Source organism: Paenibacillus terrigena DSM 21567 (assembly GCF_000374845.1).
Lineage (GTDB): Bacteria > Bacillota > Bacilli > Paenibacillales > Paenibacillaceae > Paenibacillus_K > Paenibacillus_K terrigena.
Genome location: NZ_KB895432.1, coordinates 35,493 through 61,144 on the forward strand (window position 1 = coordinate 35,493; position 25,652 = coordinate 61,144).

The window sequence follows — 25,652 nt, forward strand, 5'->3', positions numbered from 1 at the left end:
AACTGTAAACTTGATTCTTCAATTATCCAACTTCGTCCGAGATAAACGTCTGGAAATTCTCCCGATATTTACCTGGCGTTACGCCTTCAATTTTCTTGAATGCACGGATAAATACGACGTCACTTGTATACCCCACCAATTGTGCAAGTTGAGCATTGGTCATTTCCTTGGTGGTCATGAGTATCTTGGCCTTCTGAATTCGCCTGCGGGTAATCGAATCAATGACATTCAACCCGCTGCACTTCTTATAGAAGGTAGAGATATATTGAGGTGTCATGCCAAAGTGATCTGAGATCATCACAAGACCCAAATTCGGATCGGTGAAATTCTCGTCCAGAAATTGTTCCATATCTTGAAGCAGTTGCACACGATGATCCGTTCGCTCGATAACGAATGATCCCGTGAGCATCTCGTACAATTGTTGAATGCGCCGATACATACTATCAGCCGTCTCATAGGAGAAGATATCTTTGATCAGGTCGATATCAGGGCCGAGAATAACCCGCTGATCCGTACCTGTCGCGTTCATGATCTTGAGGAATGTGCTGGTCATATTGAAGAACAAGCATCTCCCTACTTCCGGCGTGATGCTGCCGGATTCGAAGTTCATAGCATAGATCGTATCAAGGAGCTTCAGCACATTGTCCATATCTCCGCTTCGCACGAAATTAATGAGTTGAACCTCAATATCAATCGGGTAATAGTAATGGGAATGGACATTGGTAATATCCCGGAAATAAATGATGGTACCGCCACCTTTAATAATTCGGTATTCCAGTGCCGCGACCGCTTCCGCGTAACTCTCGCCGATGCTCTTCGCTCCTACATGCGTCAGTCCGACGGAGACCGTAATATCAATATGGAACCTGTCTTCAATCATGTGCTTGAGCGATTCGGCCATCTCTTGAATGTCCGAGTCCATCACTTCGGCTCGATCCGCCGCGAAGTTATTCAGGAATACAACACGATCACGATCCAGTTCCACCGCGAAGGTCTGATGCGGAGCCTGAATCATATCCGTTCCGACATTCGATATAATGAATCGGGCCAATGCCCACTGCTGCTCGTCGTGTTCGATATGAAATCTTGCAATACTATCCAGTTGAATAATCATCACCGAGAAATATTCACTCATAAACGTAATATCCATAAATTGCAGCGACTGCACGCCTTTCTCTGTCGTATCGACATCCATTTGTCCCCTAATTAGTCGAGATAAATAGTTGGACCGAAGGACAGGCGCCTGTCTCGCTAATAGGTTGCGTAAATTTCGCTCTTCCTGGAGGGAATCTTCAATGGTCCTCTGGATGAGCTCATATTCGTTCACAGCATGCCGCCCTTGCCATCCCGTTCCCCTAGGGATAACATTGACAGCTTTACGGAGCGGACTGTAATTACGGTAAGCGATGATAACCGCAGCAATTACGCCAATCCCTAAACAGAGGAGAAATAGAATCAGCGTCCATTCTTGAATGAGATTCAATTGCTGCATATAGACACTTCGCGGCGTTACCAGGATGTACTTCCATCCCTCTTTCTCAGAGGAAGTGTATGAGACTACCTTCGGATCACCGTTCAACTTTTCATTGAACAAGCCTTCATTGTTATGGATTTGACGTAACAATGAGGGAGGAAGCGGGTCTTGCTCCGTGGACATGATGGTTCGGCCCTCACCATCGACGACGTAGATAGAACTGTCACTCGCATATTCAATTTGCGCGAACATTTCTTTCACGCGGCTCTTATCAATGAGAATGACAAAGCTACCTGTAATATCTTTTCGATCGCGGCCTGGTAGTGACTGTGTAAAGGTAATGACATCCAGCGGTGTATTCTCAATACTCTTCATCGGATCCATTTCTGAACGTCGGAGCAATGTAGCCGAAGGTAAGTAGGCCATCGTATGAAATCCGTGTAACACTTCGTCTCGCCATGCCTCATACGTCTTACCTTCATAGCTGTAGTACATGTCATAAAATTTGCGAGAATCCGTTAACAGACCCGATTTCAGCACCAGGTCACTCTTGCGGAAGTATACATAATAATCCAATATAAAATTCGAACGGAGGTTCGAGCGAAAAGCCGGCCCGTGCATAAATTCGATAAACTTATAGCGGTCAAAACCACTCTGGTCCTCTTCTAACTTGAGCAAATAATCGAGTTTCGGATCGAATACAATCTGCTGCGCCAGCTTGTCTACTTCTTTCAATTCAATATCGAGTGACAATTTGAGCTGCTCCAGCATGGCTTGATTCGATCGATTCGCGCCCTGCTCGAGACTGTCTTCTACTTTGCCATATAGAAAAACACCAATGGATAAAGGGATGAGCAGCATGACTAAATTGGAGATAACCATCGTGATCCATACACTTTTCAAATGACGAAACCTAAGCAATCCTAGTGACCATTTCACGATTGATCCCCCCTACCTCACAAAGTTAACTTACATTAATACCCATATGAAAGCGTTTACGAGTATTATAATGCAGGCAGGCAGGTTAGGATACCTATTTATTCCTTAATCGCACCAATCAACACGCCCTTCACAAAATACTTCTGCAGGAATGGATACAGACAGATAATCGGCAGCGTTGAAATAATAATCGTGGCGTATTTGATCGTTTCTCCAATCGCGTATTTATCATCCGCAGCAGCCCCCGTCGACATCGAATCCGTCGAATTCGCAATCAGTATATCCCGAAGGACCAGTTGTAATGGATACAACGTACGATCTCTCAGATACACGAGCGCGGAGAAATAGGAGTTCCAATGTCCGACGGCATACCACAGAATCATAACTGCCATGACGGGCATCGATAATGGAATGATAATCCGGAACAAGATCGTCAGCTCCCCGGCGCCATCGATCTTCGCTGATTCCTCCAGTGATACGGGAATGCCTTGGAATGCTGTCCGCATAATGATTAAGTTAAAGGTTGAGATCGCACTCGGAATCAATAAGGCCCAAGGGGTGTTCATCATGCCCAGCTTGTTAATTAACATGAATGTAGGAATGAGGCCCCCATGGAATACCATCGTCAATACAATGGCAAACATTAAGAAGTTACGAAAGAATAGATTGCGCCGCGAGAGTACATAGGCTCCCACTGCTGTCATCAATAAGTTAATTGCCGTTCCAACGGTCACATAGAATAAGGTGTTCTTATATCCGCTAATAATCATTGGATTCTGAAAAACGGCCTTATACGCATCCAAATTAAAACCAACGGGACGAAGCAGCAGCCCGCGATGTTGGAGGAAGGCCGTAGCATCACTGAAGGAGGCGAACAACACATATACGAACGGATATAACGTAACAAAGCATAGACCCAGCATCAGTATCGTATTGAAAATGCCGAATACCTTCTCACCAACGGTTTGTGCACCCATGTCATGGATCCCTCCTTACCACAGTTTATTCTCGGACACGCGTTTGCTGATGGCGTTCGCCGATACAATAAGAATGAAGCTAATTACGGAGTTGAATAGACCAACTGCTGCCGTAAAGCTGTAACTTGCTTCGAGAATCCCTTTGCGATAGACATACGTCGAGATCACGTCCGCTGTCTCATAGGTCAACGGGTTATAGAGCAGTAGTACTTTATCGCTACCGACAGAGAGCATATTCCCCATATTCAGAATCAGCATGATGACAATCGTTGGCATAATCCCGGGGATGGTGATATGGAACGTCTGCCTCCACCGGTTTGCACCATCGATTTTGGCCGCTTCATACAACGTTGGATCAATATTGGCAATCGAGGCCAAATAAATAATCGAACCCCATCCAATCCCTTGCCATATCCCCGAGGAGACGAACAGGAATCGGAACCAACCCGCTTCTTTCAAGAAATCAATCGGCGTAATCCCGATAAATCCGAGCAATTGGCTGATGAGTCCGTCCCGGCTTAAGAAATCGAACATCATGCCTGCCACAACTACAATCGAAATAAAATGAGGTAAATACGAGATGGTCTGCACCCAACGTTTGAACATCATCCCACGAATTTCATTCAGCAGGAGCGCGAGGATTATAGCAGCCGGGAATGCAAACAACAGCTCATAAATGTTAATAAGCAGTGTATTCCGTATTAATCTCCAGAAATAAATACCATCGAAGAAACTCATGAAATGCTTGAATCCAACCCATGGGCTCCCCCAGATTCCCCGTGCGGGAGAGAAATCCTTGAATGCGATCTGAAGACCATACATCGGCCCATAATGAAAAATGAGATAATAGGCGATCACAGGTAGCGCTAGTAGATAAATCATCCAATTTCTGCGGATATCCTTGCCCGTGATATGCCAAGTCGACGACTCGTTCTTCCTCTTAACCGATCGCTTATTCATCGGTCCCTTGTCCAAGACTTGCCTCATCTGTGTTCCTGCCCTTCGCGTAGATTCTGCTTAGGTTAGCAGGGAGAAGATCCTAATCCTCTCCCTGACCTCACCATGATTGATACGATTAACGCTTGTTGAACCGTTCTAGTGCTGCTTGTTGAATTTTCAGCGCATCTTCAATACCCATCGTTTGAATTTTCTTGACATATTTATCGAAGTTATCGAGAGGTTCTGCACCCATAATGAACTTCAGGAACATCTCATCTTTATAGGTGTTGATATCGGTCATGAGCGAAGCGAATTGGGAACTTTCATCATTGGTTGGCGTAACAAGCGGCATTTTGCGCTCACCCGTCGGCTTCGACCAGATCGCAAGGGCATCTTTTTGGTTGTCTAAAGCTAAATATTGCATTTGAAAATTCTCGCTCAGGACGAATGGCGCACTCCAGGTGGAACGATTATGCTTCGCAAAGGACTGCTGAAGACTTACACCGCTCGGTGGATTCAATACTTCAGGCAAGAAGGTAGGGACGCCATTGACCATGCTATAGGCTTCACCTTCTTTACCGTAGTTAAATAGCAGATCACCCTTTTCGCCATAAGCGTAATCCAACCATTTCACGGTCTCGATCGGGTTCTTGTTGCTCGTGGATATGGCGGCCCCGATTCCATTCGTTGCAAAATCCTTCTGTCCCCACATCTGCTTATCGCCTTTCTTCAGCACGGGATAATCCGTCGCAACAAGATTAAACTTCGGATCTTTATCTTTCATCAAATTCGCATACTTACCAATTCCGCCCCCATTATACACCGGTGCGGCCCCCATCTGATTCCCGGTCATTTTGGCATCGAACAGCTTGCCGTTTGGTGCTGCAAAGTCTTTATCGATTAGGCCTTCTTGATACCATTTGTTCATGGTCGTCAGGAAATCTTTGTACTCCGGCTGCGTCGGACCGTACTTCACTTGGCCCCCGTCTTGATAGAAACCATAGTTGATCCCCCATGCGCCGAGGAACGGAGCATCCGTAGCGACGTCATCTAACGTGAGGTATAATGGGATTTCATCCGCCTTGCCATTGCCGTTCGGATCTTTGTCCTTGAATGCTGTTAGAACCTCATACCATTCATCGATCGTTGTCGGTACCGCCAAACCCAATTTATCCAACCAATCTTTACGGATCGCTGGACCATAGAATACACGGACCTTATCACCGCCGCGGAAGAACGGGAACATATACATGTTGCCATCATCTGTCGTGACTTGCTTCTTCCAATCCGGATGTTCGTTTAACAGCTTTTTCAGATTCGGGGCATATTGATCGATAAGATCGTTCAGCTTGATAATTTTATTATCTTGAATCGCCTTCTCTGGGCCCCCCGGATATCCAATCCACGAGGTTTCAATCACATCCGGCAGCTTCTCTGAGACCATCATGAGATTGAACTGTTCTTTAGCCTGCGCAGCATCCGTAGGTGGATGTTCGAAGTTAACCTTCACGCCGGTAATTTTCTCTAATTCCTTATACATACCCATTTCAGCATAGGTTTTCATTTGCGCAGAAGCCGCGGAGTGCATGCTCACCCAATATGATAAATTCGTCAGCTTAGCGCTCTCTGTCGCTTTCCCATCGGCAGTTGTACCTTCTTGTGACTGTTCCCCACCTGATGTACTACAAGCTGCGATAGATAATGCAAGTAAGGATGTTAACAAGATAACTCCAAATTTCTTTGCCTTTCCTTTCATGAAAGCGCCTCCTTTTTATTAGTTAAAATATAACGTATCTAATTCCATGTCTACTGATGAGCATCAATTCGTAGGTTCCTGGCCTCACCTTTACCAGTAAGGCTTCCAATCCCTCGTGACGCGTACCAATGCCTCATAGAAGTAATAATCACCCCATATGCAGCACTCATCGATCCCCGTTCCATTCGGTTTGCCGTATACTGCATGCAGCAGAATTCCATTCGATTCCGATACCTCCTCGGCCATATAATGTGCGATCAGTGAATCCAAAATAGACAAGGCCGCATTCTCGTATCTATGTCGGTTCGGGTCCATCAACGGCAGGTGTTTGGCTGTCTCCAATAATCCGCATACGGCGATTGCAGCTGCCGAGCTGTCTCTCTCTTCTGGGCCACTTGTAAAGATAAGATCCCAATAACAGACTAGATCCTCCGGCAGTCGATCAAGAAAATAATTCGATAGCTTCGTTGTAAGCGCAATAAGCTCACGATCCCCCGTATATCGATAAGACAGCGGAAACCCATACATCCCCCATGCTTGTCCTCTTGCCCAGCATGAATCATCTGCATATCCTTGCGCGGTACTTCCGTACTTCGGCTCACCTGTTTGCGTGTCCATATAAAAGGTATGGAAACTAGATGCATCCTCACGGATTAAATACTTTGCAGACTGATGAACATGCGATTCGGCAGCATTATAATACTTTGGATCCCCTGTGACCTCACTTGCCCAATATAAAAGCGGTAAATTCATCAGGCAATCAATAATCATCCGTCCTTGCTGTTTCGGATCATTCAGGTTGCCCCAAGCTTGGACAATGCCAGCTTTCTCTAAATATCTCGCGTATAGCAGATCCGCCGCCTCAATGGCTAATTGCTTCGCATCTTCATTACCCGTCAGCTTGTAGGCTGATACGCAGGATAACGTATACAGAAATCCAAGATCATGCGTCTCCGTATACCGTCGTTCATCCACCCGCTGACGATAACTCGAAAGTTGGCTTTCAGCGGCGAGACGATATTTCTCATCTCCTGTAACTTCATACGTAAGCCACAGCATGCCTGTCCAGAACCCTGGCGTCCACGCCACATTGCCCACTTGTCGGTACACTTGATTCGTACTGCATTCCGAGGGGAACGTATCTGCAAATGTCTCCAGGTTACGATTCATTTGGCGGATAATAAATTCCATGGCTTCGTCACAGCGTGCTCTTGTAAGCGGATTCACTGTTGTGAATTGCTCGATCATTGACATTCCTCCCAAGTGGTCGTTAGCCTATCTGGGTTCATTGTAAGCAAGAGAGCTACCGCCTACAATTTCCAATTTTTTAGGTGTACTGCTGTTTTTATATAGGTGAAAAAAAGTATGTAGGCATGAAAAATCGTTCACCTACTATTTTTATGCGCAAAAAAACCGCCAGAGGTAGCCCCCAGCGGTCAATTCACACAGGTTGGATAAATTAAGATAATAAAGACGCAGCGCCTTGCACTTCACCCTGAACGATTTTGCTAATATTTCCATTTTCGTCAATGATAAAAGTAGCCGGTAGACCGATTATTCCATACTGCTTGGATATCTTGCCGGTAGTATCGATAATGACTGGAAACGCAAATTGATGTTCCTCCATAAATGCTCGGACGGTACCTTTTGTTTCACCAATATTAATGAACAAGGACGCTATTTCAGAATTCCGTGATTGAAGAAGCTGATGAATAAGCGGCATCTCTCTTACGCATGGTGTGCAGTAAGAAGCCCAAAAATTAATCAATACGATTTTTCCGCGATATGCAGATAGGCTGGCAGGCAACCCTGATGTCGTTGTTGCGGTAAAATCAGGAGCTTGCGAACCAACCGTCATTGCATTAGATTTTGAGCGTAATCCGTCCGCTTGTGCGGACACGATGATCCAAAGGACGGCCAATACAGCAGCGATGCTTATTAACATTGTCGTCACAGGGCGGAATCGAATCTTCCCATTCTTCTTGTGACCTCCCATCATGAAAGACCCAGACTATGATGAAACGCCGCATGAATGGAACCGAAAGTATCACGGAAATGCTCCGTTGAACCTTCCCCGACATTTAAGCCTTTATTCAAGAATAGAATCTGATCAGCCACCTCATCCGCTATTTCGAGTTGGTGCGTGGAGAAGATGACGGTATGCCCGTCCCGCTTGATGTTCAATAAGAGCTGAACAAATGATTTCATCCAGAAGGGATCCAATCCATTCGTCGGTTCGTCCATAATAAGCAACGGGGGTTTATTGAGTAATGCTTGCGCGAATAAAATACGCTGACGCATGCCTTTAGAAAAGGTATGGACCAGACTTTTTCGCTTCTCCGCAAGTCCGACGAGTTCAAGCACTTCATCCACTCGTTCCTTAGGAACTTGTCGTAATGCGGCCCAGAAGCTTAGCGCCTCTTGTGCTGTTAACCCTTGGGTGAATTGATAGTCATCAGGCATATATCCAATCTGTTGCGAGAACGTTTTCCTATCTTTATTCCATTGGAAGTTATTCACGAAAATTTCGCCAGCCGTTGGCTGCATAATTCCCGAGATCATTCGAAGAACCGTACTTTTCCCCGCTCCATTGCCACCGCAAAGCGCTAGAACTTGCCCGGAAGGAATATGAAAGTTAATGTCTTTGACGATCGTCTGTTTCTTTATGATTTTAGTTAACCCAACGACCTTCACTACGTCATTATCCATGGGATCGCCCCCTCTCCCATAACCAATAGACAACCATGATAGAGAAGCTGATCCATAACAAGCAAACCGCAATAAAGAGCCAACTGCCACTTGATCGCTGAATCCATTCAACCCACTGATAATATTCTGGTCCCAAGATCGATCCGCCGCCAAGCTTAATGACGACGAACAATCGGACCAGTTCAGCTGGATTGATGAAGGTCAGTGCGACCAACGTAGGCTTTATCCACGTATAGGGCAAGAAATTTAAGACGGATATAAGGATTGTCTGCCAGCCAATGACCGCAAAAAACCATATGGATACGGAGACGGTTAACGCTTGCCAACGATTTTTAGACAAAGAACCGATTAACAAAGCCAACGTTAAAAACAATAAGACCAATCCGCACGAAAATGCAATGAAGAGAACGTATGTCGATGAAGCAAAACTCATACCTACTAAACCGCTGATAACCCCCATGAGTCCATATCCGAAAGCAACGATCGTTAATAGAACAATCGACAACCCGATATATTTGCCTACAATAAACGACAATGTTCCAATGGGATAGGTGGATAGCAATTGCCAGCTCCCTTCCTCTTTCTCTGCCGTCAAGGAGAAGGAACCAAGAAACAAGGTCATGAGCGGAAGCAAATATAGAATAAGACTTAACATGGATCCCGTAACACCAGAATATCCTTGAACGATACTCTGAGAATTTATGACCAGTAGGCATAGACTAAACACGCAGAATAGAATCAGAAAAGTATAGGACCAGGGATTGCGAAACCCTGTTTTTATTTCTCTTCTCGCCACTTGTAACATATCATTCATAATCTATCTCCAACTTGGTTCCGTATTATTTGTGACTCGACGTCATTTCGCTTTTCATGTCCATACCTTTCTGATCCTCTTTATGCATGTGTCCATCTTCATCCATCATTTGCATCTTATCCGTATTTTGTTTCCAATCATGACTTGCCAGCTCTTTCGCGTTCATAATTTTACCTACGCCTTGTTCCGATACGAAAGTTTCAGCTGATTTCTTATCTTTAAACGTGATGATTCCATAAGCCATTGGTGTGCGGAATGAAGCATCATACACGTAAGTTGCGTTATCATATTCAATCCATTCTTTGTTATTGTAGTCGCGGACATAATCCATCCCTATGTTCTCTGTTCCTTGCTGCTCCTTCCATTTATGCATACAACCAATGTCATCGAATTTAACATTTTTCCCATCTTTTGTTGTCAGTTGTGTTGCAAAAGCATCATCTTTTACCTGCATATTACAAATTGCACAAACATCTGTATCTTCGTTAATCGGAAGAGCCTCATACTTGTCTCCACACCCAGCCAACATGATCAGTCCAAGAAATAACGCACATACCGTAATTAATTTTTTCATTCTCTCATTACCCCCAAATAGATTATTGTATAAATTGCAGTACATAAAAGCAGCAACCCGATAGCCAGAACATCAGCGGATCCTTTCGCAGATTCTGTCGATACCGTATGGCTAATATCGGCGTTCATGAGCGGAGATGAGTCTGTAGACCAATCCTCTTGCCCATTCGTGAACATGTCACTCAAAAATGTCATGCCAGGCGATTGGAAAAAAAGTTGGTACGCTGGCGTTTGCGTGACTAGAAGCTGATAGAACGGATTAATCGCATAAGGGATCTCGCTTGTCCCATCATGATTCAGGTCTAATCCTTGAAATGAATCCCAATAATTTCTCATCATTTCGTTCTTCTGACTGTCTGCCGCCTCCGCTTCAATGACGTTAGCAATAAATTCGTTGCCATGAAATTGATTACTATTCGAATTTATCAACTGGATGCCTATGAAGTTTCGAAGCACTGCGTTATTACTTAATTCATTCTCTGATGATTGTTCCATATAGATTCCGACTCGATTGCCTTCTACAACGTTTTTATTGATCGAAGAAGACTGCACATCATATAACAATATCCCTTGCGAATGGACATTCTGGCTTTGTCTGCGAAAGACGTTCCCAGACACGACGACATTCTTCACGCCCATGACCATAGCGCCGGTTATATTATATTGGCCTTCATTATCGATAACAGAAGAGCCGTCGATATACATACAATGGATGCCGTAACGAGTACGTGACAGTTTGTTCCCTTGAATTCTCGCATTGCGGCTCTTCTCGAGATAGATTGCATCTCTTACCCCTGTAATGTGATTATTCTTGATTAGCGTACCGTTCGAATTGTACAGATCGATGCCATTGCCTTTTTGCTTTGGCTTATTCGCCTCAGGCTTGAACCATGTGATCGTATTATTTTGAAGAATTGCTTGATCGGCATCGCGAAGAATGATCCCATATCCACTGGTCTGAATCGTAAGGTCCTCAAGTGTTACTTGGTGAGACTTTACCAGAATGGCTGGTGATTGGTCGCCGCTGGCATTGTTTTTAATTTGAATGTTCGCTAGATGGACCCCGTCCGAGAGAATTGAAATCGCAGGCGCTCCGGATGGATTCAACAGCGTAACTTCACTGTTTCCTCGTATGGATACCATCTTGTCAATCGTTGCAGGGCCAGCATATGTACCCGGTGGAAGCTCTATTGCATCACCTGCGTCCAGCTGATCAATAATCGCCTGAAGCGAATTCACTTGACCGATCGATGTACTTGCTAGAGCTTCCTCCATATTCAATACTTGATGACATATAAGCAGAAGCGCAATGAATAGTAATCGGTAGATTAGAGTCTGCTCTGCCTTCTTCATACCTTCATCTTGTGATTCACTTCACAACCAGCCTCATTTTCTCGTTTAGATATCATAATATGGGTATGATGGTTATCCCGAAATAGCTTCAGTTCCCAGTTCATTTCTTCTGCTCTTTCCTTCATAATGTTCAGACCATAACGATCTGTCAGCTGGAACGGATTACCAACAAATCCCTTGCCATTATCTTTGATCGTTACTCTCCAGTTCTGTTTATCCCCTTCTCCTTGAGCCCAACCTTTAGACGCGTTTGCATGCTTTTCGATATTTAACACAGCTTCTCGAATACAGGCTAACAGCTCGACCTTTTCTTTTGGCGTTAACATCTCATCTTGGAGCTCCCAGAATACATCGATATCCACATATACCTCTTTTGCTATTTTCTGAACTTCAACATCAAGCGCCTCATTCAAGTTCATAAGCTTCACCGTCGTATCCTCGTACCTTAAATTCGAAATGGCTTGACGCACGTAGCGATTCACCTCGTGAACGGTCTTTCTGATATTATAAATTTCTTGAAGTTGCGACTGCTGCTCATCGCTCTTCTCCAATCGATCTATCTTTACAGATAGCAAAAACAGTGATTGTGCAATCCCGTCATGAAGTTCTTTGGCTAAGTTTTCTCTTGCTTCCAGAGCGAATTTGGCTGTTCTCTCTTGCTCTAATTCACGTCGAATTCTCTCTAACATGTGAAATAGCTTATTTAATAATGTTACGCTCACGAGGTATACAATCAGAGGGGTAAGCCAATTCCCAAGATCCATCGAAATATAAGGCAATAAAAACTGGTGTCTGACATACTCCCATAATCCAACAGTGATTGTAGGAATGAACAGGATTGTCCACTTGATCTGCTTGTACGTCATGTTGTTCTCCTTTCTTGCGATTTGATCACTCTTCGTATGTCATATATCAAGTTTTCAATATTGCCAGTATATCGATTATGCAATAATAAGAGTTGACTCGATCGGGCTATTTTTCGCCTAAAATATTGAACAATTTGTGATCATTGTCATTTCATTTGTCAAAAACCATAACAAAAAGCACCCGATCTGGGTGCTTTGGGTACTGCATGAACCTACTCATTGTCTTCACATGACGGATCGATAGCCTGACATGAAAGTATGCATCCGGTATCTAGAAGGTGTGGATCACTCTTCATCCATTGCTTTCTGAATATCATAATCATTCAAATCGATATCGAGTTCCATGCCAAGCGTGAGCTTGGCAAGTTGGCTCCCCAGGAAAGGTCCTACCGTCAAGCCGGATGCGCCTAGTCCATTGGCCGTGATGAGACCTTCCCATCCAGGAACGGCCCCAATCACCGGCAGAAAACCGGGGGTAAAAGGCCTAAACCCAACTCTGATCTCTTGCAGTGTGCTTGATGCTAATTCAGGGGCTAGTTGCAATCCTTTGTTCAGGATTTCCTGCATACCACCCGCCGTTACGCGTGTATCGTAGCCTTCGATATCGTTTTCATGCGTTGCCCCTATAACGATTTTTTGGTTCTCAAACGCAAGCAAATACTGATCGGATGGTGGAATGACTAGCGGCCAGTTGCCGGTGTCCTGTTGATCAGGGACATGTAAATGCATAATTTGTGCTTTTTGATAACCCACTTTAAAATGTAATCCCAAAGGCTCAAAGAGCGAATTGGCCCATGCCCCTGCGCAGACAACCACGAGATCCGAAGAGTAGGTTTTATCGCCAATTGAAACGCCTGTAATGCGATTTGATTGATAGTCAAGCGTCGCATCACCTTGAATCAAGACAGCGCCGTTCCTCTCTGCTGAACGGATCAACGCATTGCGGAGCGCACGACCATCTACCCGAGCAGCACCGCTAATATGAACCGCATGATAACCTCCGGCTAACAGCGGAAACCGCTTAAGCGTTTCTTCGTCATGAAGCAGGTCAATATCACCGATTTCTGGCGCATCTACTTTGCGAATGCGTGCCCGCTCCTCGATCTTTCTGATCTTCTCCATATCATCATGGATACAAAGCGCGCCCACTTGGGCATAACCTGTTTCTGTTTCTCCCTCGCTTTTGAGTTCATGGATTAACCCAGGATAATAACGTGCGCCCGCCTTAGCTAACCGGTACCAAGCTTGATTGCGTCGCTGCGATAGCCAGGGGCAGATGATGCCAGCGGCGGCGTCCGTGGCCTGCCCTTGATCTTTGCGATCTATAATAAGGACATCCGCCCCCATTTTGGCTAACGTGTATGCGGTTGACGCCCCAAGAATTCCTGCTCCGACAATGATGATTTTCTTCATGTATTGCAACCCTTTCCAATCGAAGTCTAACGATACATGCGCAATGGCTTGATATCGTTGGTCCGATGATCTAGGTCTATTATACATTGCTTCTACATCGCCGAATCAAGTTTGAATCATATTTAGCTAATCCTCGTCACGTTTGTTTTGACATGAGATGTAAATAATTCGCATGATTTCATGTATCTGGACCTCGAATAGTCAACAAAAAAGCCCAAGCCTAAGATTGTTCGGCTTGAGCTTACGCTTAACTGCGTTCCTTGATGGCGACGATGCGCAATCGACTTGTGTCGATCATCCACTGACCGTTCCGGTATAGAAGTGGCTTCACCTGCGCTTCGATGGCGTTGTAGATCGACGCTTTGTCCACAGCAGTAACATCGTGGAAGAAATAATCGGAGAAACTGTCGAGCCAGATCCGAACTCCTGCCTCTCTCTTGAGCGGTGTAGGCTTGTCGAAATGATGAGCGAACATGACACGGAATCCGGTCCGCTCGAGTAGGCTGGCGTATTCGCCGATAGTGGGATGGTACCACGGATTCCGCCCCGCCCACGCATAACCATGTGACTCAAGCGCCTGTTGAATTGCTGTAGTTAGCACGGCGACATTGCCTCTGCCGGCGAATTCGGTTACGAATCGGCCGCCATCGCGCAGTGCCAACCAGATGGAGCGAGTGACACTGGCTGCATCCAGAATCCAGTGCAAAGTTGCATGGGAGAAGACCGCATCATAGGGGTTCTCTGTCCGGTACTGAGATGCGTCTGCTACTTGGAAGTCCAGTTCAGGATACTTCTGTCTCGCTCGATTTACCATCCCCTCCGACATGTCGATCCCTATGGGTACCGCACCTGCGGCCGCAATCTTGGACATCAAGTCCCCATTCCCGCTACCTACGTCAAGGATTCGCTCACCCGCTTGAGGCTGAAGCATTGATAAGACCCCGGCATCCGAATTTTCACTATACATCTGTTCCATCTCCTTTTGTATGAAAAGAAATCTTTATCCCCTTTATAGATCTTATATATCTATAATATCTACAATTCAGATGTCCTGTCAACAAACTGGACGTAAATGCCAAAAAGCCGCGATGTTCGCGGCTTTGAGTTAAATATATTATAAATATCGAGAAATGATCCGAACTAATTTTGCAGGCAGAAAGAGTCTAGTCTGTGGGTACCAGCTTCAGCAAGAGGTCGCAGAACATCGATCCCTTGACCTCTTGGATTTCATAAGCATCCTTTATGTTATGATAATCTTTTGGGCTAACGCTGCAAGATCCACAAAATCAATCACTTGATTGCCATCGAAATCCGCATCCTTGACTTTATCCCACTCCGGATCAGATGAGGTCTTCCCGTAATAAGAGGCCAGAATCGCAAGATCCCCGATGCTTATGCGGCCATCATGATTCAGATCTCCTGAACCGACGCTCGACGTAGACGTAACCTCGATGCGTAATGAAGCTTGCGCAGCAGTCGATTCTGTACCCATCTCATCTCCTAGCGTTGCGTTAGTTATGGAGATCGTACCGGATTTGGTTCCTTGTACGTCTTTTGCTTTGAAATCTAAGGTCAGTAATGGCGTATTGCCGCTAATTCCTTTGTCCGCGCCTTCGCTAGCTACGATGAATCGAATTTTCCCAGCCTGCGGATTGGTTGATGCGACGATACTGATTCCTGGGTGTATGGACTTTGCAGAGACGTATTCCATCAGGTTAGCGTCATAATTCATCGAGATGTCCATCCCGTACACCTTATTCTTCACTTGATTCATATCGATCTGGACGGTGAACGATTGACCTGATTTTACGGAATTCGGAGCTGTCAGCGCAGCAGCCGCTTCATCGGTATTCGCATCTTCGACATTGACGATTGACGTTGCCTTGAAGCCGCCGTCCACTGCCATTGCCGTAATTTCAGCTGTGCCTGCCTTGACGCCACGAATGGTCACCCTTCCGTCGCCTAGATCTTCTAAGGAAGCCACGCTGTCGTCACTGCTCGACCAAAGAACGGTCTTATTCGATGCATTGGCCGGCATCACAGTTGCCGTCAGTTGCCCCGATTGGCCGATCTTTAATTTTAGCTGTTGTTGGTCAAGTGTAATGCCGTTAGCTTTGACACCTGTATTGTACACTTGGAACTCGTTGATTGTCGGACCCGCTGTCCCCGTTACGGAAGTGATATTCAGCCTTACTTTCGACCCTGTTACAGGATCAAACGTTATCGTCTTATAAGGACCCGCTGTCGATCCTTGATAAGCATCCTTCCATGTCGTTCCGTCCCAGTACTGGATCGCAAACCCGGCAATTCGCAGCATGTTGTTATAAATCCATTCATCGATCACCACTTTATTAAAGGTGGTATTCTCTCCGAAGTTTACTTCAAGCCAGGCCGCATTCGTAGGATCATCTGTTGCCCATCGCGTGCTAGCATCGCCATCTACTGCTTTGGATGCATTATAATTCGCGTCATTCTTATAGAAATTGCTTGCCGTTGCCGGTTTTTTCAAGGCCAAATTCTCAAAAACCTGGATTTTGGGTACTCCATCGACATCGATAACGTACACGGAATCATACGAGTTGGGTAAAGATGCAGGAAGATTTATCGTTATCTCTTCCCCTAGCGTGTAATTCAACGTCACCTTGTCATCCGCCAGGGAGTAAACCTTGTTCACTTTGTTCAAAAGCCGCGGAAGAACGATTTGATTGTTCTCGGGTTGATTCAATACGTGCAAGTACACTTTTCCATTCTTTGTCGTGGAATAGCCCCAAGGGAACTTGCTTGCGAATATACTCGCCTTGGAATCATAAATACTCTCCCCATAAAGCTTTAACCAATTACCCATCTCCGTTAAACGATCTACGCTTGCCTGTGGGATAAGTCCTTCCGGCGTCGGTCCCACATTCAGTAAGTAATTTCCGCCCTTTGAAGAAGCTTCTACCAAATTCGAGATTAATGTTTTGGTGGATTTCCAATTGAGATCCTTGGCATGAAATCCCCATGAACCGTTCATGGTCATACATGTCTCCCAGATATAAGGCAAGCCTGTCGCAGGTATTTCTTGCTCTGGTGTCCCGTAATCTCCGTCATCCGATTCTCGTTTGCCAACACGGTTGTTAATAATGAGATCATTTTTTAATGTCCGAAGATATCTGTATAATTCCTTCCCATCTTGCTTCGTCCACCAGGCGTCCCATTCTCCGTCGAACCATAGTAGATCAGGATCATACTTCTCAATGAGCTCACGCAGCTGTTCCTTCATTTCGGATACATAGAGTTCTTTCTGTGCAGGCACCTTAGGATTAACCCATTCTAATATGGAGTAATAGAAACCGAATTTAATGCCTTGTTTCTTCGCCTCTTTCGATAGTTCCGCCATCGGATCCTTTCCATAGGCGCTAGTCTTCACAATGTTGTAGTCCTTGAATCCGTTGACCCCGGTATCGAACATGCTGAACCCGTCATGATGCTTCGACGTGATCACCATATATTTCTGCCCTGCTTGCTTCATTACATCGACCCATGCTTTCGGATCATACTGCGTCGGATTGAACGGGGCCGCTGCTTGCTGAATATAATCATCTTTTGGGATATTCAGATAATTCATGATCCACTCTGCCGCGCCGTTTACTGTCTTGCCGTTATAAGTTCCAGCGAGTTGCGTATAGGCTCCCCAATGAATGAATTGGCCAAAGCGTGCATCATTGAACCATTGCATTCGTTGATCCCGCTGCTCTTTAGTTTCATGGTCGGGCGTCTGGCCGAGCGCGAACCAGTTCATACTTCCAATAGAACCATCTGGAAATGTGAGATATACGTCATGGACCCCTGTCACATTCGCAATCGATGCGTATTGTTCTTTGAACAAAGCCACGTTCCCCGTAGAATTGACGGTTAACGTTCCGATCAGCATCCCTGATTGCGAATCCAGACGAATCTCAACCTTTCTGCCCGCTTCGGACGAGGAAGCCGCAATCGTGGCCATGAATGTATCATACGAGCCTGTTCCAAAGTCAACCCCGGCGTATTTCACCCAATCGCCTGATGCTATATTTCCGATTGCATTGCCATCCGGCGCAGTACCTTGAACGATCTGCACACTCCCCGATTTATCAGACCATTGATGCGCTTGCACAATTTTAACAGGGGCTTCGGCTGCTAGAGCTTGAGCCTGGACTTTCGCTGTGTTAACGGTCACCTCCGCCGCAGCGGCCTGTGAATTGAAGGCATACATATTCAACAAGGACAACGTGAATGACACTGCCGTAACCCATGCCAATCTCTTCAATATACTACTCTGGATCACCATATAAACCTCCTTCGAAATAGACTTTTTTAACCGCCTATGATCTTTTTAGCAACCATCGATAAATCGGAAATGTCCACTTTGCCATCGTGGTTCACATCGGCTTTCTTCGCTTCCTGCCAATCGCTGCTGGATTGATCTTTGCCGTAATGGACAGCGACGATCGACAGATCGCCAACGCTGACCTTGCCGTCTTTGTTCACATCTTCGATCATACCGGCCGCGGTAATCTCGATTTTCGCAGATCGCTCCGGAAGAAGTGTCTCTTCGCCAAGTCCGTTCGCTAAAACCGCTTGGTTTAACACAATTATCCCAGACGTATCCTGATTTGAATCCTTAGCCCGTAAGGTTAGTTCCAATATGTGAGCATCTCCATCAATAGCCTGATCAGCTCCCTGGCTTGCAAGAATGAACCGAAGCTTACCTTGCGGTTCTTTCACTGTTTGTAGGATCTCCGTTCCGGTCTGCAAAGACTTTGCCGATACGAATTCGAACACATTAGGATCGAAATTAAGGTCAAGGTCCTGGGCATAAACCCCCTTAACTCTTTCCAAACCTAAATTCAGCTTGAAGGTCTCACCCGCCTGCACCGATTGCGCACCGGAAAATACAGCAGCCGGATCTTTAGAAGGAACAACGTTTACGGATGTGTATAGACTGCGCACTTCATCGTTTGATAGCGGCTTGCTGTATAAACGAATTTCGTCTAACGCGCCATCGAACACATTCACCAATGTCGAACCGTTCTCATTCAATCTAGAACCAATCCGAAATTGGTAAGGGTTATAGGGTTGATCGATAAATCCGGAGATCACTTTCTCTGCTGCCTGCTCGCCATCGATAAACATTTTATACTTATTCCCATCCCGAGTAACGGCAACATGGGACCATTCATTAAGTGGGATCGAGCCTGCCGGCGTAACAAACTCATATAGACCAAAATCTTGGCCAAGCTCGTTTGTTATTTGGAAGTACATTCTCCCTTTTGAAATCCACCAATCCCATTGATATTGAGATTTGTTCTGCTGTCCCTGAGATAAAATCATTTTTTTATCATCAAATGAACGCGGATTGATCCAGACTGATAACGTGAAGTTAGAGCGAGTAACGATCGGATCAATAATGATCGAGTGATCCTTGCCATTAAAGTCGAGTGCATTACCAGCTTTGCCTTCAACCCAGACCGGTGCGGAGCCCTGAATGACGCTAGCGTGACCCGTTACTTTATCGACCACGGTATTGCCCTGATTCTCGTTGAAATGAAAATATTGTTCGAGGCTCGAATTGCTCGTGAATGTCATTTTCGTATTCGATGCAATCGTGTTCGGCGCAGCCGCACGATCTTTAATCCCGGAAATCGTGAGGATGTAACTTTTCAATTCCTCAAGCGGTGCTGCCAGCGTCAATTCAACCGTCTTATCGTCCACTAACACGGCAGAACGCACGGAGATCGGGGTATTCAATACGTAATTTCCTGTATTCTGAGCGGATTGCGGATCGACAGGCTCGCTGAATGTAACGGAAATTTTTTCATTTTGCAGAGATGTCACTTTGTCAACTGTAGGAGGGATCGTATCCTCTGCTGTACGCACGGTTACTGCACCGCTCTTCTCTCCTTCCATGCCTTGACCGTTCACAGTCGATACCTGGTAGGTATACTCATTCGATTCGGTTAATCCATTATCGATGTAATTCGTACCTGATGTTTCTGCGACCTTTATCCCGTTACGGTAAATATTATATTGTTTAATTCCTGTTTCCGGGTCGGAAGCGGCGATCCAGGATAAAGTAACGGAAGTATCGTTCTTCACCTCGGCTTTTAGTTCAGATGGAATCGTTGGCGGTGTTGAATCTATGGCTTTGGTACCCGTTCTAGTGACATACAATTTCGATATTTTCGGCGTCAGAACAGATTCGCTGATTTGCAGGCGAACTTTCTTGACGGTAACGGGATTGATTCGGATGATATGCTTGTGGCCGATCGCGTCGCCATCCGCCAGCTTGATCCATGTGCCGTCTTCCTTTTGTCCTTCATACGAATATTTTCGGACTCTCTCGCCAAATGCGATATCTTCCATAGCAATAATATGGTCGATCTCCTTGGTACCGTTCAGGTCAAGCTCGATCGACTTGCCTTCTCCTTTGGTGATGGCAAGCGGATAACCGACCCGGTCCGATATGGCGGTCCCTAACTCCTTCGCCCGTTGAACATAATTATCGGGGATCATACCATCGGTTTGCGGTGATACATTCAGCAGCAGATTTGTTCCTTCCCCTACGGAATTGTAAAAGGCATTCACCAATGTATTTAGCGGCTTCGGCGTGCCTCCGAACCATTGCCCTTCGTAAGTTCCTCCTTCATGCAAGCTGGTGTCCGTCTCATTCGGCAGCCAGTAAACGCCGTTCGGATCGCTATAGGCGCTTGTCACATCGCCCTCTTTGTTCATGAAACGGTCCAGACCAACTTGAGAGACAGTATTCCACGGCTTGAACGGTTTACTTCCCCCCTCGTTGCCTACCCAGCGAACCAGATTGTATGTGCCTTGGAACTGTATGGCATTCGGCTGATTGCGGTCGATTGTCTCTTTCACACGCTCTACCAGATGAGGGTCCAAATTGCCATCGAACCAGATTTCGAATATATCGCCATATTTCGTCGTTAATTCCTGCAGCTGGCGCACATAATAATCAACGTATTTTTCCATTTTGATCGGATCGCTGATCGTTCCTCCCAATCCGGTGCCAAATGCCTTGTCTTGCGGGGAGAGATAGAATCCAAGCTTCAGTCCGCGCTCTTTCGCGGATTTCACGAGATCCGCCATGACGTCGCCTTTTCCGTCTTTATAAGGTGTCTGATGGATACCGAGAACATTATCCTGGGAATTCCACCATGCGAACCCGTCCATATGTTTAATGACGACAACCATATATTTCGCGCCTAAACTTACGGCAACGTCTGCCCATTGATCCGTATTCAATTTTGACAATGTCATTTGCGACGGTGGAATGGCGGAACCATTGGGATGACGGTTAATATGCATGAACATCCCGATCTCTTGGTTTGCCCAGTCGACTTGAACGGACGAAGGAATTTCAAGTCCTCCATAATGAATCATGGCCTGTATCGGATCGAGATCCTTCGCCCCGCCAAATGCGGTTTTCTTCACGGAAATTTGGATGGGTGTATCGTCTAGAACCGGAACAGCGGCGCTGCCTTTCACGATGATGTCGATCGTCTCATTGGAGCTTTTCTTTACATCGTAACTTAATCCATTCGGCAACCCGGTTACGGTAACATCACTTAATTCCAATTCGTCCTTCACGGTCTGTACTGGTACGCGAACGGTCCATTTATTTTTAAAGGATCGAATTTGTGTGTTGTTCTTCTCGAATTGCACGCTGCCTGCGAGTTGAAATTCATTATATTTGTAAGTGGATGGTGGAGGCTCGTATGCGCGGTAATTGGGATTAAACGGATTGATGACTTCCTTAGCGATCTTAACGGTCGCCGTTGTCTGCTTGCTGCCGTCCTCCGTTGTCGCAGTCACGGTTGCCGTACCTTCCTTCAAGCCCTCCAGTATAACTTTGCCGCCGCTTTCGTTCGCGATTTTCACAACGGACTCATCGCTAGTTGTCCACTTGATTTGGTTGTTGGTCGTATTAAACGGCTGCAGTAACGCTTCCAATTGCCCCATCTCGCCTTCTTTGATCGTGAGTCTCGTCTGGTTCATTTGAATGCCTGATACTTCATTCGTCGGTTGATAGACCTCGAAATCATATAAAGAGTATCCATAATTCGTAGCACGGCTTGTTCCTTGCATTTTGACATATTTGGCACGAACCGGATCAAACGTTATGTAATCAAATCCGCCGTCTCCCGTGTTCGTTGTGAACACGTCTTTCCACGTATTTCCGTCCGTTGAGACTTGAATTTTGTACCCCTTGCCGTATGCCGCTTCCCAATTCAGCTTAACACCGTTAATCTCGTGGATTTGACTCAAATCCACCACAATCCATTCCCCGTCTGTGTAAAGGCTCGACCAGCGCGTCGTCGAATCACCATCTACCGCTTTCTGAGCGGTAAAGCTGCCTGTTTCAGTGGAAGAGACCGTGACGGGATTATTCAACGCCAAATCGCCGGCCGATGCCGCATGGACATTCGGACATATAGGCATTAGATAACCCGCCGTCGTCGCGATCAGAATGGTAGCAAGCCATCGTTGTGGTCTGCTGGAATTCATAGGCTTCATGGTTAACCTCCATTTCTATGATTTCACTGCAGTTATATGTACGGGATAACGGATGAAATAATAATTGAATATTTAACTTTAAATGTTTGTTTTTCTACTATTATTCAAAACCTTTTAAAAACAACATAAAACCCGACTGATCAGAGCACGTCGTGTGCCTCGATCAGTCGGGTTATATTTGGAGCTCAATGTTTAGTCATTTTATAAATATCGAGAAATGATCCGAACTAATTTCGCAGGCAGTTCATTCAGATTCGTAATATCCAGAAATCTCTCTCCGCCATAGATCTGGCTAATGACATCCTTGTCTTGACCAATGGCTGCTGCGAGGAAAGTTATTCCCTTTCTCTCATAATGAGTAATCGTCTGCCGCATGTCTTGCATGGCAAGGCTTCCAGTATAGTCTTCCATTGCTTTGGGTTGTCCGTCACTGATGCTGATTAACAGCTTTGTTTGCTTGGGTGCAGCAGCTAACCGTTCTGCCATAATGCGCAGAGCCATGCCATCTCGGTTATTGCTTCGCGCACGAATTCCCATTAGCCTGAACCGATCACGGAAATCCATTTTATCATAATCGGCATAAGCGAAGATGGACATCTGTTCTAGTCGGGAGACATCCGCCGTATCTCCATAGATGAGAATCGGAATATTGCAAATTTGACAAAATTCATACACTGCTATGACTGCACGCTTTGCCGCTTCCAATCTTCCGAAAGCAGCCATCGATGCGGATTCATCTACCCTCAAACCGACGACAAGACCAGGGGATTCCGTCGGGGGACGTTTCTTAGCAAAATACCTGAAGTCTCGGTAGGCTACGCTGTCAGCCTGAAATTTAGATCCATAATAATGGTTCTTTGCATATTCCGTGCTTACCTCATGCTCTAAGAGCGGCAGCGTCGTTCTGGCAATTTCACGTACGATGGGCATAAGCCCCTGGCTCAGTTTAAAATACTCCTCCTGGTTGGTCGCATCATATTCAGGTCGGTGAACAATAAGCTTAACAGCCTTATGAATAGAATCGGATACATTTTCCCTAGAGAGCCGATTCAGCTTTTTGCGAAAGTCCCGTTCCTTTTGCTTCTCTTCCTCCGACATGGATTCAGGATTGCCTTTATGATATTTCGGTGATCCGTTCTCGCCCGAATCGGTACTCTCCAAATCCGCTGACTCATCCGAGCTGATGGATGAGCTCTCTTCGCTATCAGCGGACTTTTTGAACGAAATCCCTTCTTCCTCAGCTTCGTTCTCAGGGATCAAGTCAGTGTCCGTATGAATTTCCTCGATTGCGATCTCCACGGTGTCTAAATTTCGTTTTTTTTTAATTCATTGGGGACTTCATCCAATCTCCCCAACAAACCTTGGCCATCCAACGCATCTTCCAACAGTTTGATTTCTTCTGAATCGGTTGTGATCTTGTAGATAACTTTATGATAAAGGGATTCTCTTGCGGAAGCCCCCCTTCCAACGGCATCGGCCCAATAGAAATAGGAGCGCATGCCGGCCACGCCTTTAATCGCATTTGCCCGGGCTGTTTTATCCAATAGAATAATTGTATCTGCCAAAATATCGAGTACTTCATTGTCCCTAAAGCCGGTTTTGGCCATTGCGCGTTCGATCATAATCTCCTTGCTCGGCAGGTCCATCTTCTCCGTATGCTGAATCCTGTCACGCAGCGCCTCATTAAGCGGCCTAGATCCTGCATAACTGCGATTTGCCGTGATAACTGCTATGAAATCCGGATGCCTGTGAACGATTTCCATTGGAAGATTAATGGTGCCATCCAGCTCCAAGGCAGAATTTAGCGCCATCAATACTGCAGCATCTCGAATCACATTCGGTTCTTGTATTTCTAATAGGTAGCCTTGTCTAAAGGCCCTCACGATCTCGGATGGGTAAAATCGATACTCTACGGCTTCATCCTTGGCGTTATCTGAGGCTAGATTCAGTAATTGCTTCAGCTTCACAGAAGCCATTTCTTGCGTTATCCCCAGCGCAGCGATTAAAATCTCCGTCGAGCTCTGAAAGCCATCACTCTCATATAATGCGCTCAAGGCAGTTTGGTCTGCTGTATCTAACTCATTCATCCGATCCGAAGAGAGCACCGGTAAAATGGCTCCAATGATATCCGATTTATCCATATCCGCAAAGCAAGTTACTTTGGTGTAAGGTAACCTGAAGTTCGCCGACAATGCTTTGGCGAGTTGTGTCTTGCCGGAGCCAGCATCTCCTTCGAGTAGAATATTGGCAATTTTCATCTCGTCACGATCCCAATTGCGCTTCACTTCACTGCTGATTCGGCGTTCGACCTCGCTCACTTTATGAGATAATGGCTTTTGCCATACAAGGTCTTTCTCTTCATCCGTCAATTCTCTCCCTGGTGACAATACATATTGTTCCACCCTCATTATGAATACCCCAAATCCTCTAATAATCTCGATAATGTTCGCAGACGTTCTCCGATCATCTCACCGTTATCGCTCAATGCTTTGTTGAACAGCTTGATATCCTCATTTATTTCATCATTATCCGTACACACGGCCACTGTCATCGCATTCCCTTGCAGTCCAATCCGGTCGATAACAGGATTCTGCGGATCATATAAATGATCGTATCGATAGGCTTCACTAAAATGGTTCAGTGCGCTGCAAAGAAGAATGGACAAATCAAGAATGCGATGGAGAGGTATCTCCTCTGACTGTCCGGACCATTCTTCCTCTGTGTATCCCCATAGATTGGCGGAAATATGGGCCTTTCCTTCATCATTCAATGGGGTCAATCCCAAAGTTAAAGCTTTTACATCTGTATTATTAGCGAATCGCCCATCCACTTTCCCATAGTTGTCCGAAATAATAACAGGTTTATGATTCGTTGAATCAGGTATTTTCATTGTGTCTCCTCTTTTCGCTCATCGAACTTTTGTAAACATTTTAATATTATGTCTATTTATATAATAGACAATTTATCGTTTGTTGTAAATAGTGATTATATTTATTCAAAAAAAGCCCGCGTATTTGATATTATCCCCTTATGGTTGACAGTGAAGAAAAGTCCACTGGTACAATGGACTTGAAAGCTGCAACCGGAGGGGATTTTTCATGGCAAAAAAGGGACAAGTATTCATCCAATACACGGAACAATTAAAAAACGAAGCCATTCGACTTTATGAGTCAGGGGTAAGTTCTCGAGAAGTAGCGAAGCAATTGAATATACGTAGTAAATGTCAGGTGCTCGTTTGGGTTAAGAAGTCTCAAAAAGGAGTTTCGTTAGAAGATGGTCGTGG

Annotated in this window: 19 protein-coding genes; 1 reads left to right on the plus strand and 18 read right to left on the minus strand. The window is 45.5% G+C overall.

Features of this window, described 5'->3' with window-relative positions; translation table 11 throughout:
• Positions 1-22: 22 nt before the first annotated feature.
• The 18 genes from C558_RS0128260 to C558_RS0128345 all read right to left on the minus strand — a co-directional run bounded on the left by C558_RS0128260 (position 23) and on the right by C558_RS0128345 (position 25,259).
• Positions 23-2,413 (minus strand): helix-turn-helix domain-containing protein, encoded by a 2,391-nt coding sequence (locus tag C558_RS0128260; protein WP_018759660.1) that lies wholly within the window; start codon positions 2,411-2,413, stop codon positions 23-25.
• Positions 2,414-2,511: 98 nt separating this feature from the next.
• The gene (locus C558_RS0128265; protein WP_018759661.1) at positions 2,512-3,390 is read right to left on the minus strand and encodes a carbohydrate ABC transporter permease; all 879 of its coding nucleotides are present in this window, start codon (positions 3,388-3,390) and stop codon (positions 2,512-2,514) included.
• A 15-nt stretch (positions 3,391-3,405) separates the two neighbouring features.
• Positions 3,406-4,350, minus strand: a complete 945-nt coding sequence (locus C558_RS0128270) for an ABC transporter permease (RefSeq protein WP_051106938.1) — start codon at positions 4,348-4,350, stop codon at positions 3,406-3,408.
• Between the two features lie 115 nt (positions 4,351-4,465).
• The gene (locus tag C558_RS0128275) at positions 4,466-6,085 is read right to left on the minus strand and encodes an extracellular solute-binding protein (RefSeq protein ID WP_018759663.1); all 1,620 of its coding nucleotides are present in this window, start codon (positions 6,083-6,085) and stop codon (positions 4,466-4,468) included.
• 90 nt (positions 6,086-6,175) lie between these two features.
• Positions 6,176-7,333: a glycoside hydrolase family 88 protein gene (locus C558_RS0128280; protein ID WP_018759664.1), complete on the minus strand. Its 1,158-nt coding sequence runs from the start codon at positions 7,331-7,333 to the stop codon at positions 6,176-6,178.
• A 211-nt stretch (positions 7,334-7,544) separates the two neighbouring features.
• Complete coding sequence (locus C558_RS0128285; protein ID WP_169445444.1) at positions 7,545-8,030, minus strand: redoxin domain-containing protein; 486 nt, start codon at positions 8,028-8,030, stop codon at positions 7,545-7,547.
• Between the two features lie 50 nt (positions 8,031-8,080).
• Positions 8,081-8,794 carry an ABC transporter ATP-binding protein gene (locus C558_RS0128290; protein WP_018759666.1) on the minus strand — a complete coding sequence of 238 codons (714 nt, stop codon included), beginning with the start codon at positions 8,792-8,794 and terminating at the stop codon, positions 8,081-8,083.
• Complete coding sequence (locus C558_RS0128295; RefSeq protein ID WP_018759667.1) at positions 8,787-9,608, minus strand: ABC transporter permease; 822 nt, start codon at positions 9,606-9,608, stop codon at positions 8,787-8,789. Before C558_RS0128295 ends, C558_RS0128290 begins: the two co-directional genes overlap by 8 nt.
• A gap of 25 nt (positions 9,609-9,633) precedes the next feature.
• Positions 9,634-10,182, minus strand: coding sequence for a nitrous oxide reductase accessory protein NosL (locus C558_RS0128300; RefSeq protein ID WP_018759668.1), 549 nt, complete (start codon positions 10,180-10,182; stop codon positions 9,634-9,636).
• The gene (locus tag C558_RS0128305; protein WP_018759669.1) at positions 10,179-11,534 is read right to left on the minus strand and encodes a right-handed parallel beta-helix repeat-containing protein; all 1,356 of its coding nucleotides are present in this window, start codon (positions 11,532-11,534) and stop codon (positions 10,179-10,181) included. Before C558_RS0128305 ends, C558_RS0128300 begins: the two co-directional genes overlap by 4 nt.
• Entirely contained in the window at positions 11,531-12,400 is an 870-nt protein-coding gene (locus tag C558_RS0128310) for a sensor histidine kinase (protein ID WP_018759670.1), read from the minus strand. Before C558_RS0128310 ends, C558_RS0128305 begins: the two co-directional genes overlap by 4 nt.
• A 285-nt stretch (positions 12,401-12,685) precedes the next feature.
• Positions 12,686-13,813, minus strand: a complete 1,128-nt coding sequence (locus tag C558_RS0128315; RefSeq protein ID WP_018759671.1) for an NAD(P)/FAD-dependent oxidoreductase — start codon at positions 13,811-13,813, stop codon at positions 12,686-12,688.
• Between the two features lie 247 nt (positions 13,814-14,060).
• Positions 14,061-14,780: a class I SAM-dependent methyltransferase gene (locus tag C558_RS0128320; RefSeq protein WP_018759672.1), complete on the minus strand. Its 720-nt coding sequence runs from the start codon at positions 14,778-14,780 to the stop codon at positions 14,061-14,063.
• Between the two features lie 273 nt (positions 14,781-15,053).
• Positions 15,054-18,122, minus strand: a complete 3,069-nt coding sequence (locus C558_RS32925; RefSeq protein WP_018759673.1) for an alpha-L-fucosidase — start codon at positions 18,120-18,122, stop codon at positions 15,054-15,056.
• Between the two features lie 26 nt (positions 18,123-18,148).
• Positions 18,149-22,369 (minus strand): discoidin domain-containing protein, encoded by a 4,221-nt coding sequence (locus C558_RS0128330; RefSeq protein WP_018759674.1) that lies wholly within the window; start codon positions 22,367-22,369, stop codon positions 18,149-18,151.
• 201 nt (positions 22,370-22,570) lie between these two features.
• Positions 22,571-23,668, minus strand: a complete 1,098-nt coding sequence (locus tag C558_RS34090) for a vWA domain-containing protein (RefSeq protein ID WP_245583896.1) — start codon at positions 23,666-23,668, stop codon at positions 22,571-22,573.
• Between the two features lie 5 nt (positions 23,669-23,673).
• Positions 23,674-24,777, minus strand: coding sequence for an AAA family ATPase (locus tag C558_RS34095; protein ID WP_040676074.1), 1,104 nt, complete (start codon positions 24,775-24,777; stop codon positions 23,674-23,676).
• Complete coding sequence (locus tag C558_RS0128345; RefSeq protein WP_018759675.1) at positions 24,777-25,259, minus strand: DUF6530 family protein; 483 nt, start codon at positions 25,257-25,259, stop codon at positions 24,777-24,779. Before C558_RS0128345 ends, C558_RS34095 begins: the two co-directional genes overlap by 1 nt.
• Positions 25,260-25,467: 208 nt before the next feature.
• Between C558_RS0128345 and C558_RS0128350 the strand changes: the two genes are divergently transcribed.
• On the plus strand, positions 25,468-25,652 hold a 185-nt coding region (locus tag C558_RS0128350), incomplete at its 3' end, for a transposase (protein ID WP_018759676.1).